Raw genomic sequence first — 15,144 nt, 5'->3', positions numbered from 1 at the left:
AGCAACACCAAAGCTTTTACTATAACCTCTGAGATCAACCCCGTGAAGATTTGCACAATTATCTTCATGTATAAAATTTTATGAATTGGGCAACCTTCGTGAGTAAGGGGGAGGTTGATCTAATGTATAAAATGGGTTTGTTTCAGAGGTTTTGGTGTCTCTTTATTACCATCGTTCTGCTGCTGACGGCAGCCGGTCTTCATCAGGATACGAAGCAGAGTTCAGCGGAAGCAAGCAGTTCAGGCGGAATGGTACATTTAGCATATAAGCAGGTATCAGCCCATGCGGCAGAAACAGCCAGGAAGAAGCAAACTTCCGGCAAGCCGCCGGCCTCTGTTCCGGTAGCGGCACCCGCCCCGGAACAGATTATCACTTCGCTGAAGGTTATGGCTACGGGCTACACGGCGGGGTATGAATCCACCGGCAAGACCACCAAACATCCGGAATACGGCATTACCTACTCAGGCGTAAAGGTACGGCGGGACAAAAATACTATTTCGACCATTGCGGCAGACCCGAAAGTACTGCCGCTCGGCAGTATTCTGTACGTTCCGGGCTACGGTTATGCTGTAGTCGCCGACACCGGTTCAGCGATCAAAGGGCGTAAGATTGATCTCTATTTCAACACCACAAAACAGGTGTATAAAGAGTGGGGCAAAAAAACGGTGGTAGTCCAGCTAATCAAACGCGGCAACGGGAAATGTACCGAAGCGATGTTGAGGAACCTCAGCCAGGGCATAGAGGCCTACCGTTCCGTTCCACAGTCATTGCTTGAAGAAATCATTTAGCGATTGGAATTTGAGGGTATCCGGGATGTAGAGCTTATTACATCACCGGATGCATAATAGTGGCCTGCGTGTCCCATAATATCGACTGGGGCAAAGCGCTAACCTCTGCCCAGACCTTCTCGTTACCAGCCTGGCTTTTAGGCTGGAGGGGAGAAAAAAGGGAGGTGAATACCACCATGGCTAATTCCAAAAAACCAAAGGTTCAAGAAAACTATAAGACACCGAATGAAAAATACAATGCTGAGTTCGCTGTAGAAAATGATGGCGCAACTAAGCAAACTGCCAAACCGGTACAAAAACCGCAACAATAAGGTCTGCTGTAAGCCTGCAAAGGAATAGTTAAACCCACGGACTGTCCCCGTAGCAGCATATACGCTGCGGGGACAGTCTTTTTGCTTCCGGTCTAACAGGATAAATGCGCATCGCTTAGGACTATTGTACTTAATAAAAAGCATATCCCGGAAAAAACCAGTGGTTTCTGTCGTATACTGCCGATATAGGGTTTAGGGTAAGCATAACCCTGACAGGAACAGATATATAGACAGGGAGCTGGGGATATACTTATGAAGAAAAAAAAGTTCAGATTTACCGTTAGGATCAAACTGATGTTGTCTTTTATCCTGATCCTGCTGGTGCCGTCACTTACGATGGGTGTGATTGCCACCGACAGCTCACGCAGCGGGATGGAGCAGCAAATGCTCAGCAGCACGGAACAGAGTGTGGAGACGGTGAATTCCATCGTCAGCAACCAGATCCAATCCAAAATGAATGATGCGGATTTTCTGACCAAGCTGTTCAAATCCACCATGATTAACGGGCCGAGAAGCCCGCAGATTGTCCCGCAGCTGGAGCAATATTTGAGTATGCATACGGACGTAAACGACATATACATAGGTACACCTGATGGGTTAATGATCCGCGGCAAAGCGAAGGACGACACCCAATATGACCCGCGGGAACGCGATTGGTACAAGCTGGCGATGGCAACGCCCGGCAAGATCAGTATTACTCCGGTCATTATTAATACTTCAGGGAATGCTGCTATTGTCATAGCCAAAACCCTGGAGGATGGCTCTGGTGCGCTTGGAATATCACTCAGTCTGGATGCGTTAAGAACATTGACTGACATACATATAGGAAAAGAAGGTTATGTCGTCGTGCTGGATGACTATAAAAAAGTGGTGGTGCACCCGGACCTGAAACCTTCTGAAGAAGGAGACAGCAGCTATGCCGTGCCGATGTTCGCCAAGGAAACGGGCAGCTTTGATTATCAGCTGGACGGCAGAGACAAGAAAATGCTCTTTGTCACCAACGAACTGACCGGCTGGAAGATTGGAGGGTCCTTGTACCTCAGTGAAATCCGCGAGGGTGCAGATCAGATTCAGACTAAGATATATGTGACCGTAGCCATAATTCTGGCAGTAATGCTTGTTCTCAGCCAGGTGATTGTTAATTCCATTACAGGTCCTCTGCGCAGACTCCAGGAATCGGCGGCTGCCATCAGCAAAGGCGATCTTACGATCAATGTGGATACCCGCAAACACGACGAGATCGGCAATGTGGCGCGCAGCTTCCAGAACATGGTCGATAATCTCAGAGCAATGATTATGGGCGTGCAGGAGTCGACTGAAATGGTATCCGCGTCGGCCGAGGAATTGGCTTCCGGCTCGGAAGAGACCAGCAAAGCCATTGAGCATGTGAGTGAATCGGTGCAGGAGCTGGCTACAGGCAGTGAGCAGCAGGCTGGCCGAGTGCAGCAGGGGTCGGAGAGTATGGAGCAGATTTCCGGCGAAATCCGCAACTTGTCGGGCCGGATGCAGGAAATGTCCACCGGCATGCTGGAAACCTCGGCATCCGCCCAAGCGGGCAATGAAGCGGCGGAATATGCAACCCGGCAAATCTACAGTGTACAGGAGACGGTAGAGCGACTCGATTCTACAGTAGTCAAGCTGGGTGAGCGTTCTCTTGAAATTGACAGCATTGTTGAAGTCATCGCCGGGATTTCCCGCCAGACCAATCTGCTGGCGCTTAACGCTTCGATTGAAGCGGCACGTGCCGGAGAGCATGGGCGGGGTTTTGCCGTGGTTGCCGAGGAAGTTCGCAAGCTCGCGTCCAACTCCGAGCAATCGGCGAACCAGATCAGTGAATTAATTCGGGCGGTCCGGCTTCATATTGAAGAAGTAGAAACCGAGATGAAGGCGGCCAAAGCAAAAGTGACCGACGGGATAGAAGCCGTGAACGGGTCGGGCCGTTCATTTGCCGAAATAACAGAGAAGCTGGGCTATTCCTCTTCTGCACTGGAAACCCTGGCCGGAACCGCGCAGGAAATGACGGAGGCGGCAGGTGTTGTGTCGGCGCATATGGAAGAAATCCGTTCCATCTCCGCCCATTCAGCGGAAATTACGGATTCGGTCTCGGCTGCAACCCAGCAGCAGCTGGCTTCCAGTGAGGAGATTGCCTCCTCTGCGGCTGGGCTCAGCAATATGGCCGAGCAGCTGCAGCAACTGGTATTACGCTTCAAAATTTATGACCATGAGAAAAAATAGTAGAATATCCCATTTAACTCGGTCTGGAGGATGAGAAGTATTTCCTTCTCCCGCCGCTGTTTCCCGCCTTTTCTATTCTGTAAAATGAAGTCATAAGGCTAAGAAGAGGATATGACTAATTTACAAGGGGAAATGAAGTATGAAAAGACGATTTACAAGCCAAATTCTAGGCGGACTGATCCTGATCGGGATCGGAGCTATGTTCCTGTTGAGACAGCTTGGGTACGCCGAGTTTAGCGTGGGATATCTGGTTTCCAACTTCTGGCCGGTTGTGCTGATCTTTTTCGGTATGCAGAACCTGCTGACTCCGGAGAACAAAGGCTCTTCGGCTTTCTGGGGGCTTTTCCTAATGGCCCTCGGAGTATTCTACCTGGGACGCAACTTGGATTGGTTCGATCTGTCAGCCGGGGATTTTTTCAAAATGTTTATTCCGGTCATGCTAATCGGCGGCGGGCTGTATGTGATTTTTAAGCCGCGTTCCGGCAACACGCCACCTCCGCCTCCGGCTCCTCCGGGCGGCTTCCCGCCGAAAGTGGACCCGCTGGATACACCTCCGCCGAAGCCGCTGGAGTCTACCTTGGACGAACAATTCGAGCAGAAATTCGGCAAGCCTTCATCACAGGAGAGCGATTGGACTGAACGCCTCACCAAAGATGTGCCTGAAGAACAGGAACGTTTCCAATCTGCGGCGCAGACGCGGTGGCAGGAGAAGCAGGAACGGCATGAGCGCAGACGTCAGGAGCGCCATGCCCGGCATACCCACTCACATGGTGAGTGGGGCAAGGATTATGATGGGGCGGGCAGCTGCAAGGATTCGACGAACCGGTCTGCTTTTATCGGGGATGTCCATATGGGCCGTGAGCATTTTCAATTAAAAAACACCAATATTTCGCAATTTATCGGCGATACGGTGCTTGACCTGACCAATGCGCAAATTGCCTATGGTGAGACCAAAATCAATATTTCCGCTTTCATCGGCGACATTAAGGTCTATATTCCGGATGATATGGACCTTGGGATCTCGGTCAACAGCAGTTCTTTTATCGGGGACATGGAGGTCCTGGATCAGTCGCGCAGCGGCTTTATGAGCAGTGTTCAATGCAAGACGCCTTACTACAAGGAAACCGGCAAAAAAGTACGCATCAACGTCAGTGCCTTTATCGGTGACATCAAAGTTAAAACGGTAGGTTAAAATGGGGACCATCTTTAAGAATACCAAATGGGTGCTGCTGATTTATTTCCTGCTTAGCGGGGGTGTGACCGCGGGACTGATGTACGCCGGAAGCTGTCTGGGCTATATTGATGTGGTAGATTCCCGGATGTGGCTGTATCTCTGCCTCGGTATCGTATTGTTTACTGTGATTATCGGTTACATCGCGGGACAGCGCATCCAGCGCCGGCTCGATCATCTGGACCTGAACATGCTGCAGGTGGCCAAGGGCAATCTGTCCGTACGGATGCCGGAGAGTGATGACCAGTCATTTGCAACCGTGTATCACGAATTCAACATTATGATGGACAGCGTGGAGAACAAAATGAAGCTGCTGCAGCGTTTGGGTGAGCAGGAAGTTATAGAGAAGGAAAAGGCGGCGGAGAGCGCGGTGCTTGAAGAGCGGAGACGAATGGCCCGGGATTTGCATGATACGGTGAGCCAGCAGTTGTTCGCAATTCATATGTCCGCCTCTTCGCTGCCTAAAGTGCTGGAACGCAATGAAGCGCAAGGACAGACGGTTATGAACCAGCTGATTACGATGTCCCAAATGGCCCAGAAGCAGATGAGGGCATTGATTGCACAGCTGCGTCCGGTGGAGCTGGAAGGGCGGAATCTGTTTGAAGCGCTCGAAAAATGGTTCCCCGACTATTGCCGCCAGAATGGCCTCAAAGGCATGAAAGAACTTGAGCTGCAAGGCGAGCTGTCCGAGGCGATTGAACACCAGTTGTTCCTGATTATACAGGAAGCTATGGCGAACATTGTGAAGCACGCAGGTGCGCGTCTGGTCAGCTTGTCGCTGCGGGAGACGCCAAGGCAGGTGGTGCTCAGCATCAGTGATGATGGACAGGGGTTTGAACATATTCAGCACAAGCAAGGCTCATACGGACTGACCACCATGCGGGAACGGGCGGAGAAGCTGGGCGGGCAGGTGGAAATTATCAGCCGCAAGGGTGCGGGGACGACGATTCGCGTACATATCCCTAAGTTTGTTCAAGGCAAGGAGAGTCTTGGGGAGTTGCATGCCGGCCGGCATGGATTGGATACCGTGGAAGGGGAGGAATAACATGAGCACAATAAGAGTGCTGCTTGTGGATGATCATGACATGGTGCGGATGGGGCTGAAGACTTATTTGATGCTGGAGCCGACCTTTGAGGTGATGGGCGAAGCGGCGAACGGACAGGAAGCGCTGGATATGCTGCGCGCCTGGGGAACGGAAGGTCTGCCCGACCTCGTGCTGATGGATTTGATGATGCCGGTGATGAACGGCGCAGAGACAACACGGGCCGTGTTATCCGAATTTCCGGGCCTCAAAATCGTCATTCTGACCAGCTTTTTGGAGGATGATCTCGTAGTCGATGCCATCGAAGCGGGGGCGGTCAGCTATGTGCTCAAGACTGTGTCGGCCGAGGAGCTGATCTATGCGCTGCAAGGCGCTTACCGCGGCATGCCGGTGATGACCGGCGATGTGTCGCAGGCCTTGACCCGCGGAATCCGCCAGCGTACGGTTCAGGGCGATTCCTCGGGGCTGACTGAACGTGAAAAAGAAGTGCTGCTGCTGATTGCCGAAGGCAAAACCAACAAGGATATTGGTGAAGAGCTGCATATCAGCATCAAGACGGTGAAGACACATGTCAGCAACCTCCTGATGAAATGCGAGCTGGATGACCGCACCCAGCTCGCGATCTATGCCCACCGCAAGGGCTGGGCTTGACCCCGCTTAAGGCCGGGGATTGATCATCCAGGCCAAGCCGAACAATACGAAGTTGAACAAGACTATAAATAAGGCTATCCCGAGTCCCCACCAGGCAAATGCCCGGTGGGTTCTTGGCGCTGCCAGACCGGTCAAGCCAAACAGAACTTCGGCAGCTACCAAAGGGGTAGGCAACAGGAGCTGTGTGCTGCGGGAGAGCAGCGCCGCATTTATGAGGGCCAATGCAAGCAGGCCGCACAGCATGGACAGCAGGGCAAAGAAGGCCAGCAGTTTGCCTGCTTTGTTTTTTAAGAATGCCAGTTCCATAATCGGGTATCCCTCACTTTCATGGCGCGAACCATTGGATGTTGTTCCAGCTTTTGCAGTTCGTTGACCGGTCCGGTGATGACCAGACCGTAAATTTTGACCGCATGGGATTGCAGATAAGCTGCTCTATCCGGGAGGGACAGTGATTTGCCCCTCGAAACTGCCGTAGCCAACGCTTCATTCTCTGCCAACTGCTGCACAATGGTCAGAAATTTATCCTGATTACTCTCCGCTTCCCCCGGGACGGAAAAGAAGGGTGACCAATAATCCTTGTCGGTCTGGGCCGGATAACCCAGCGGCGGTGTGAACAGACCTTGTGAATCCAGCATCTGAGCCGGGTCGCCGGTATCCACAGCAAACCAGATGGGGTCTGTATCTGCAGGCAGTGCCTCTTCAATTTCTTGCTGCGTATAGGCTTTTTTCAGCGAAACATAGACTTCCGCCACCGTCTGTGCGGGCAGCCCTTGCAGCACTTCAAGTTCTGTGCCCTGATCAAAAGTCATCTGGCCCTGAGGCAGGATAAAATAGTTATTATCCGAGGTCAGAATCTCCGGCACGGCCGCCTCAAGCAGGGGATTGCGCTCAAGCGCGGTCACCCGGTCCAATGAAAAATGGACAAGATACGAGGTGCTGCGAAGATCTTCTTTTCCTACTCTTTTCAGCGTAGTAAATTTTGCATCCATTGAGAACAAGCCAATCTGTTCCCGGACGGCCCGGGAGTCTATTCTCTGATTCGGCTCGGTAACATAGACGGCTTTTGCCGTAAGATCCAGCATATGATTGGCTTTGCCGGCATAATAAAGGTATGAACCCAAAGTGAGCACGGGCATAATTAACAATAGAATCGCCAGCGTAATGAGAATGGTGCTTCCCTTGGAGCGGAATTTGGCTGTCTTAACAATCTGCCGCTCCCGCTGGGCACTTAGACCGTTTAGAGATTGATAGTCGGCGAGAGCTCCCTGAAGCGCATCTTCATAAGCCTGCCCCTTATCCGGGACGGGTGGGTCCCCTTCCTTCTTGTTCATGTTAACGCTCCTCCTTTTGCAGCAGCAGTCTCATTTTTTTACGTCCCCGGGCCAGATGGCTCTTTAAAGTATTCAGATTCAGATTTAGAATGTCGGCGGTCTCGTGCAGCTTGAGCTGGTGGAAATCGCATAGCAACAGAGCATGGGCTTCATTGGGGGGAAGCGTGCGGATTAACCCCAGTATCCGGTTCAGCCCTTCCTGCTCCAGCCATGTTTTCTCCGGCGTCTGCTCGTCAGGTTTCGGATGCGGCTCCCCGAGATCCACCCGTTTTCCTTTACGCCAGTGGTCAATGAAGACCCGGTACCCTACTTTGAACAGCCAGGGCTTCACATTCTCCAGTTCATTGTTCTCCAAATACAGATAGGCCCGGTAAAAAGTTTCCTGCACCAGATCTTCCGCCAAGTAGTGGTCGTTTGTAAGGGAGAATAAATACCGGTACAGGTCGCTTACATGATCTTGGTACAAAGTATCCAGTTTCATTGTCCCCCTCTCACTGAAACCACGTGCAGCTTCATGAAATAGTTGCATTTTTCCCGCGGTTTGACCCAAAACGCTGTTCTTCCGCTATCTTTTATCTCCGCTTAAATTGTTTTTAATGTGACCTTAAGGTTTAAAGTACAAAATAAGTAACAAGAAAACAAATTTACTCCTTGTCAGACAGGCAGGGTGCGGGAGGAAAGAAACATGGACGATAACAAGAACGGCTATAGCCGCAATGATCAACCGGCACCGGATCGGGAATGGGACAACAATCAGGAACGCAGCACATCTAACCAGTCTTCCGAATCAGGCTCATCATACTACTATTCTTATGGACCTTTTAAATCTGTAAATAAAGACGAATTAAATGCAGAAGGCGTGGAGCATTATAACCGGCGGGAGCCGGAACGCGTAGAAGTAACCCCTCCTCAGCCTGTACAGCCTATTCCTTACAGCAACACTTCACTCCGCGCACCGGGATATGACGGAAACGGCGGCGGAGGCCGCGGCAATGGCGGAAACGGAGGAGAGGGCGGAAGCGGCGGCTGGCAGTATAAAAGCAAGCCAAAAAGCTCTCTGAAGACCGTGCTGATCTCCTTTTTGGCCGGGATGGTGGTTCTGTCGGGTTCTATGTTCATGGCTGACCGGGGCAACTGGTTTACCGGAGATGAGCCGGCACCGGTTGCTTCCAGTGCAACGGCTAAAGTAACCAATGAGAGTGCAGGATCGCTTCCTACCACCACCACTACCTCTCTAGTCACCGGATCCGGTGATGTATCCAGTGTGGTGGACAACGTAGGGCCGGCTGTGGTGAAGATTGATACCCTGGTGAATGCGAGCTCACGCGGCACAAACTCTCGTTCAACAGACCCGTTCTCACAATTTTTCTTCGGTGACCAGTTCGGAGGCGGCGGCTCCCAGCAGACCGAGCCCGATACCCAATCCGGTTCAGGATCTTCAAGCCAACTGGTGCCTTATGGGATCGGCACAGGATTTATTTATGACAAATCAGGCTACATTCTGACGAATCAGCACGTGATTAACGGTGCCGATGTCATTCAGGTTACGATAGACGGCACCACCAAACCTTATGAGGCCAAACTGCTGGGCGCAAGCAAGGATTTGGATCTGGCTGTGCTGAAGATTGAAGGCAGCGGCGATTTCCCAGTAGTGTCTCTAGGCGATTCGGATACGTTGAAGGTAGGCTCTGCTGTGGTGGCTATCGGGAACCCGCAAGGGTTCGATCATACGGTGACCACCGGAGTGCTAAGCGCCAAAGGACGCAGCATTGATATCAATGAGGAAGACGGCAGCGGCTCGCGTAACTACAAGAATCTGCTGCAGACCGATGCTTCCATCAACCCCGGCAACTCCGGTGGACCGTTGCTTAATATGAACGGCCAGGTGATTGGCATGAACGTTGCCGTTAGCACGGAGTCACAAGGAATTGGTTTTGCGATTGCAGTCAACACCATTAAAGAGGTTGTGGATAAGCTGGAAGCCAATCAGGCCATTCCTAAAGAACCGGTTCCTTTTATCGGTGCCACGCTCATGACGATTACCGATGAGGTCGCCAAACAAATGGGTACGGACATCAAAGAAGGCTCTGTAGTGGCAGAGATTATCTACAAATCCCCTGCGTATACCGCCGACCTTCGTCCGTATGACATCATTACGGGGATCAATGGCACGAAATATGCGACAAGCCAGGATCTGATTACGTTTATCCAATCCTTGAAGGTAGGCGACAAAGCAACCTTGAATGTGATCCGTGACGGCAAGACTCTGGACCTTCCGGTCACGATCGGGAACAAAAATGACTTTGACACTACACAAACACAGCAGCAGTAAATACCAAGATGTTGAAGTGAGAAACGGAAGGGGCTGCCCCTTCCGTTTCTTCTTGACCAGGATGCCAATGGCTTCATTCATTGGTACAATATAAATAAACATGAAACGAACAATGGGGGCTGCTTTGATGAGACCGACAATTCTGATTATTGATGATGATGAAAAAATTATTTCCATGCTGCGCCGGGGCCTTGCTTTTGAAGGCTATGATGTGAAGACGGCGGTCAATGGAGCGGAAGGGCTGCGGGCGGTTATTGCCAGTGATCCCGACGTGGTTATCCTTGATGTGATGATGCCGCAGGTGGATGGATTTGAAGTCTGCCGGCGATTGCGCGAAGGTGGCAGCACTGTGCCTGTCCTTATGCTTACTGCCAAGGATGAAATTGAGCATCGTGTGAAAGGCCTGGATCTGGGGGCTGATGACTATTTAGTCAAGCCATTTGCACTGGAGGAGCTGCTGGCACGGGTCCGTGCTCTCCTGCGGCGCAAAAGTGAGCAGGGAGGCGGCGGAGACCATGCGGTTGCCTATGAGGATATCACGCTGGATGTGGATTCGCGCGAAGTGACCCGCGGCGGCAAGCGGCTGGAGCTGACGGCTAAGGAATTTGAACTGCTGCATCTTTTTATGCAGAACCCGAAACGTGTGTTGTCCCGTGATTTGATTATGGATAAAATATGGGGTTATGACTACAGCGGTGAATCCAATGTACTTGAGGTGTATATCGCCATGCTGCGCCAGAAGACAGAGGAGCATGGCGGCAAACGATTGATTCAGACGATCCGGGGAGCCGGTTACATTCTAAGAGGTGACAATTAATATGTCCATAAGGTTGCGGCTGACAGCTTGGTATTCAGGGATTTTGGCCGTTATGCTGCTGGCCTTCTCAGCCGCAATTTACGGTTTTGTATATATTAATACGTATGGAGATATAAAGGAGAGACTTAAATATCAGTCCAATCAAGTTGTTCTGAGCCAAGCCTGGACCTATGATGGTACCATAAATCTTATGGTAGGCGGCAGTCTTGAAGGACAGAATCTTTTTGCACAAATGTATATCTATAATATCAATAAGATAATTTCCAATAACAATATGCATAACAATAACTTGAAATTCGAGATTCCTGAACAGGCTGTGGTGGACAACAAACAAGGTTTTATACGTGCGGTCTACGGTGGCAATTCTTTTTTAATCTATCAGAGATCCGTTGATATTCCAGGTTTTGATGGAAATCCCGCTGCAGTTCTTCAAATGGCTGCTTATGTGGGAGAGCAGGACAGACTGATGGAAAGGCTCAAAAATATACTGCTCGTCGGCTCTTTTGCCACCCTTATTGCCGCCTTCACGTTCGGATTGTTCCTGGCCCGCAAGTCGATGAGCCCGATTGGCAAGGTGATTGAGGCGGCGAGCGGTATTCAGACGGGCAACGACCTGAGCTCCCGGATAGAATATGACGGGCCACCCGATGAAATCGGACGGCTGATTGAGACGGTCAACAGCATGCTCGGGCGCATGGAAGGTTTCTATAAGGATCTTGAAGAATCCTATGCGGCCCAGCGCCGCTTTGTATCGGACGCTTCACATGAGCTACGTACGCCGCTGACGACCATTCGCGGAAATATCGACCTGCTGCAAAAGGTATGGGAGATGGAACCGGGTGAGGGCAAAATGACCGATGCGGAAATCCGCCAGCTGTCGATCGAATCGGTGAAGGATATAGCCGATGAATCCAAGCGCATGAGCGGACTGGTGGCCGATATGCTTTCCCTGGCCCGTGCCGATACGGGCCGCACCTTTGCCAAAGAGCCGGTAGCGCTGGAACCGATGATGACTGAAGTCGCGCGCCGCGCCTCCTTCCTGCCCCGCCAGGCAGAATGGACAGTCGGCGATATGACGCATCTGAACGGCAAATATATCGTCGGCAACAAGGATTATCTGCAGCAGATGCTGTTCATTTTTATTGACAATGCTTTCAAATATACTCCTGAGGGCAACGTATCCATGGATACGGTCTTCTACCAGAACCAGGTGGGCATTCGGATCACGGATACAGGAATTGGAATGGACAAGGAGGAGGTTCCGCATATCTTCGACCGTTTCTACCGGGCAGATGAGTCGCGGGGGATTACCGAAGGGATCGGACTTGGACTGTCCATTGCCAAATGGATTATTGATGAACATGGCGGGTCTGTCGAGGTAGTCACCCGACAGGGTGAGGGGACCACTTTTGTGATCTGGCTGCCGCTTCTCTTTGCTCCGCCGCTCGAATAGGGTATAATAGACGGGTCCTTAATATGCAGTCTAAGACAGCAGAAAGCTGGTGAAAGTGATGGAAGTCATCAAAATTTCTCCCCGGGGGTATTGCTACGGCGTCGTTGACGCCATGGTCATGGCGCGTCAGGCCGCGCAAAATCTAGACCTGCCCCGGCCGATTTATATATTGGGCATGATTGTGCACAACAGTCATGTGACCAACTCGTTTGAAGATGACGGAATTATTACACTCGACGGGCATAACCGTCTTGATATTCTGGATCAGGTAGACAGCGGTACGGTAATTTTCACTGCCCACGGCGTATCCCCGGAGGTCCGCAAGATGGCCCGGGCGAAAGGCCTGACCACTGTGGATGCCACCTGTCCCGATGTTACGAAGACGCATGATCTCATCAAGGAGAAGGTTGAAGAGGGGTATGAGGTCATCTATATCGGCAAGAAGGGCCACCCTGAGCCTGAAGGTGCCGTGGGAATTGCCCCCGAGCATGTACATTTGATCGAGAAGGAAGAAGAAATAGCCACTTTATCCGTTCCTTCATCACGGATTGTGATTACCAACCAGACCACGATGAGCCAATGGGATATCAAGCACATAATGAAAAAGCTGCTGGAGACCTTCCCCGGTGCGGAAGTGCACAATGAGATTTGCATGGCTACCCAGGTACGGCAGGAGGCCGTAGCGGAGCAGGCCGGACAATGTGATCTGCTCATTGTCGTCGGTGATCCGCGCAGCAACAACTCCAACCGCCTGGCCCAGGTGTCGGAGGAAATTGCCGGTGTAACCGCCTACCGCATCTCGGATGTATCCGAGCTGAAGACGGAGTGGCTGCAGGGCATTAATGTTGTTGGAGTCACATCAGGCGCTTCCACCCCTACGCCGATTACCAAAGAGGTAATTAACTATCTGGAGCAATATGATCCGGCGCTTCCCGAGACATGGGAAATTAAACGTACGGTGAATATGGCGAAGCTGCTGCCTCCGGTGAAGAACAAGACGGCCAGCACGATCTAGAGCGCGAACGGCGGCTACGTACTTTATATATTCATTTGAATGAGACAGTCTAGCTCGGTTTAATAACCGTGACCAGACAGAAGAGCAGCGATTCTCCCTTTACTGGAGAATCGCTGCTCTTCGTTTTTTTAGGGAAACCCATCCGTCTTCGAGCGTCACTTTTTCTGCTCAAAGCAGCGGAATCATGACAATCTGGAGCTGCACCCATTAATCCGACCGAAACAATCGAAACTCCGGTAACCAGGATAGTCTTTATCAGCGCCGGGCCCAGCTTGGACTGATTCCAGACAACCAGCGCCCTTGTTCATGGGGATATCATTCAGAAAAAGCCTCCCGGACGATTTCCTCCATAGCTGGAGCATTTACAGGTTTCGGGAGGGTTTAGTTATTGATTGGCTCCGTTAAAAGTCACATCCGTTTTCCTCTGCATGCCGTGGAGCTTACGGAGTCAGAAGATTTACAGGAGGAAAACCTATTGACGATATTTGGATTTTGCGTTAAAATAACTTTAGTGATTAAAAGCGTAGAAGCTTAAAAGCGTCGTAGCGCGATAGCGTCGTTCAAAAGATCCGTATGATCGAATATATTTGCATAAAAGGGGACTATTATATGATCGTTATTACATCCAATCAAACACCGGAAGAACAGGTTAAGGATATTATTGGCGTAATTGAAAGAGAAGGACTGCAGGTGCATCTTTCCCGTGGGGCTGACCATACGGTTATTGGCCTGGTGGGAACCGTCACACCGAAGCTTGCCGAGCATTTGCGTCAAATGAAGGGGGTGGAGAATGTCGTGAAGATCTCCAAATCCTACAAGCTGGCCAGCCGCGACTTCCATCCGCAAGACACCATCATTGATATTCGCGGCGTAAAGATCGGTGGCGAGAACCTCGTGATTATGGGCGGGCCTTGTGCGGTTGAATCCCCGGAACAAATTGACGAAATAGCCCGTCTTGTCAAAGCTTCGGGTGCCCAGGTACTGCGCGGAGGCGCATTCAAGCCCCGCACCGGACCTTACAGCTTCCAGGGTGTAGGCGTTGAAGGTTTGACCATGATGGCCGAAGCGGGCAGACGTCATGGCCTACTGACCATTACCGAGGTTATGACACCGGAATATGTAGACATTTGCGCTGAGCATGCGGATATTCTGCAGGTCGGCACACGTAATATGCAGAACTTTGATCTGCTGCGCAAGCTCGGTACCTGTGGACGTCCGGTGCTGCTGAAACGCGGCTTCAGTGCGACCTATGATGAGCTGCTCAATGCGGCGGAATACATCCTGGCAGGCGGCAACCGCGATGTCATGCTCTGCGAACGCGGGATTCGTACGTTCGAGACCTACACACGCAATACGCTTGACCTTTCGGCCATTCCGGTACTGCAAAGCCTGAGCCATCTGCCGGTCATCTCCGACCCGAGCCATGGCACAGGACGCCGGGAACTGGTGGAACCGATGGCAAAAGCTTCCGTGGCCGCAGGCGCAAACGGACTGATTATTGAAATGCATACAGATCCGGATAATTCCATGACAGGCGATGGCGTCCAGTCTTTGTTCCCTGACCAATTCGATAACCTGCTTCGCGATTTGGAGAAGCTGGCTCCGCTGGTCGGACGTAAGTTTTCCCCGGCGCCACAGGCGGTTTCGGCCGTCTGATCCTGGAGGTATAATTAAATATTACAGCCCTCTTTCCCCGCGCCAGTCAAGGGGAAGAGGGCTATTTGCAGTATTTGCACCCGTGATTTCGCAAGTGGTTCTTACGGCAAACCGAATTTCACGAAAGCGTCAGAATATCTTACATTGCAATAATAAATACCTGACATAAGCATTGACGATGTGAGGTTTGAGATTTATAATGACGACAGCAAAAAAAATTAAAACAAGAACATTTGCATACTGTGAACGGCTTAATGTTCGGAACTTGGGGAGGAAAAATT

Annotated in this window: 14 protein-coding genes; 11 read left to right on the top strand and 3 right to left on the bottom strand. The window is 51.2% G+C overall.

All coding sequences use genetic code 11. From position 1 onward, the window contains the following. Positions 1 to 122 precede the first annotated feature (122 nt). The 6 genes from IEY53_RS09300 to IEY53_RS09280 all read left to right on the top strand — a co-directional run bounded on the left by IEY53_RS09300 (position 123) and on the right by IEY53_RS09280 (position 6,259). Positions 123 to 788, top strand: a complete 666-nt coding sequence (locus IEY53_RS09300; protein ID WP_189024173.1) for a 3D domain-containing protein — start codon at positions 123 to 125, stop codon at positions 786 to 788. A gap of 176 nt (positions 789 to 964) precedes the next feature. Next, a complete protein-coding gene (locus tag IEY53_RS35715; RefSeq protein WP_268240762.1) occupies positions 965 to 1,099 on the top strand; it encodes a hypothetical protein in 135 nt (44 codons plus the stop codon). A gap of 252 nt (positions 1,100 to 1,351) precedes the next feature. After that, a complete protein-coding gene (locus IEY53_RS09295; protein WP_189024171.1) occupies positions 1,352 to 3,334 on the top strand; it encodes a methyl-accepting chemotaxis protein in 1,983 nt (660 codons plus the stop codon). A 139-nt stretch (positions 3,335 to 3,473) separates the two neighbouring features. Next, positions 3,474 to 4,526 (top strand): cell wall-active antibiotics response protein LiaF, encoded by a 1,053-nt coding sequence (gene liaF / locus IEY53_RS09290; protein WP_189024170.1) that lies wholly within the window; start codon positions 3,474 to 3,476, stop codon positions 4,524 to 4,526. Between the two features lies 1 nt (position 4,527). Then, on the top strand, positions 4,528 to 5,610 hold the full coding sequence (locus tag IEY53_RS09285) for a sensor histidine kinase (RefSeq protein WP_189024168.1): 1,083 nt from the start codon (positions 4,528 to 4,530) through the stop codon (positions 5,608 to 5,610). A 1-nt stretch (position 5,611) separates the two neighbouring features. Beyond that, positions 5,612 to 6,259, top strand: a complete 648-nt coding sequence (locus IEY53_RS09280; protein WP_189024166.1) for a response regulator — start codon at positions 5,612 to 5,614, stop codon at positions 6,257 to 6,259. A 6-nt stretch (positions 6,260 to 6,265) separates the two neighbouring features. On the opposite strand, the gene IEY53_RS09275 is transcribed toward IEY53_RS09280, so the two are convergent. Genes IEY53_RS09275 through IEY53_RS09265 form a run of 3 tightly spaced genes read right to left on the bottom strand, consistent with a single transcriptional unit; the run spans position 6,266 to position 8,071 of the window. After that, positions 6,266 to 6,565, bottom strand: coding sequence for a hypothetical protein (locus IEY53_RS09275; protein ID WP_189024164.1), 300 nt, complete (start codon positions 6,563 to 6,565; stop codon positions 6,266 to 6,268). Next, the gene (locus IEY53_RS09270; RefSeq protein ID WP_189024162.1) at positions 6,547 to 7,590 is read right to left on the bottom strand and encodes an anti-sigma factor; all 1,044 of its coding nucleotides are present in this window, start codon (positions 7,588 to 7,590) and stop codon (positions 6,547 to 6,549) included. The genes IEY53_RS09275 and IEY53_RS09270 overlap by 19 nt, the downstream gene beginning before the upstream one ends. A 1-nt stretch (position 7,591) precedes the next feature. Next, positions 7,592 to 8,071, bottom strand: a complete 480-nt coding sequence (locus IEY53_RS09265; RefSeq protein ID WP_189024160.1) for a sigma-70 family RNA polymerase sigma factor — start codon at positions 8,069 to 8,071, stop codon at positions 7,592 to 7,594. A gap of 204 nt (positions 8,072 to 8,275) precedes the next feature. Between IEY53_RS09265 and IEY53_RS09260 the strand changes: the two genes are divergently transcribed. The 5 genes from IEY53_RS09260 (at position 8,276) to aroF (ending at position 14,863) form a co-directional block, all read left to right on the top strand. After that, on the top strand, positions 8,276 to 9,922 hold the full coding sequence (locus IEY53_RS09260; RefSeq protein ID WP_189024158.1) for a S1C family serine protease: 1,647 nt from the start codon (positions 8,276 to 8,278) through the stop codon (positions 9,920 to 9,922). 127 nt (positions 9,923 to 10,049) lie between these two features. Continuing rightward, positions 10,050 to 10,739, top strand: coding sequence for a response regulator transcription factor (locus IEY53_RS09255; protein ID WP_189024156.1), 690 nt, complete (start codon positions 10,050 to 10,052; stop codon positions 10,737 to 10,739). A gap of 1 nt (position 10,740) precedes the next feature. After that, a complete protein-coding gene (locus IEY53_RS09250; RefSeq protein WP_189024154.1) occupies positions 10,741 to 12,192 on the top strand; it encodes a sensor histidine kinase in 1,452 nt (483 codons plus the stop codon). Between the two features lie 58 nt (positions 12,193 to 12,250). Next, positions 12,251 to 13,207 (top strand): 4-hydroxy-3-methylbut-2-enyl diphosphate reductase, encoded by a 957-nt coding sequence (locus IEY53_RS09245; RefSeq protein WP_189024152.1) that lies wholly within the window; start codon positions 12,251 to 12,253, stop codon positions 13,205 to 13,207. Positions 13,208 to 13,816: 609 nt separating this feature from the next. Continuing rightward, a complete protein-coding gene (gene aroF / locus IEY53_RS09240; protein ID WP_189024150.1) occupies positions 13,817 to 14,863 on the top strand; it encodes a 3-deoxy-7-phosphoheptulonate synthase in 1,047 nt (348 codons plus the stop codon). The last annotated feature ends 281 nt before the right edge of the window (positions 14,864 to 15,144 follow it).

Source organism: Paenibacillus albidus (genome assembly GCF_014644435.1).
In the GTDB taxonomy this organism is placed as follows: Bacteria; Bacillota; Bacilli; order Paenibacillales; family Paenibacillaceae; genus Paenibacillus_AQ; species Paenibacillus_AQ albidus.
The sequence above is the reverse complement of the archived record's forward strand: the minus strand, read 5'-3'. Positions and strand labels throughout refer to the sequence as shown.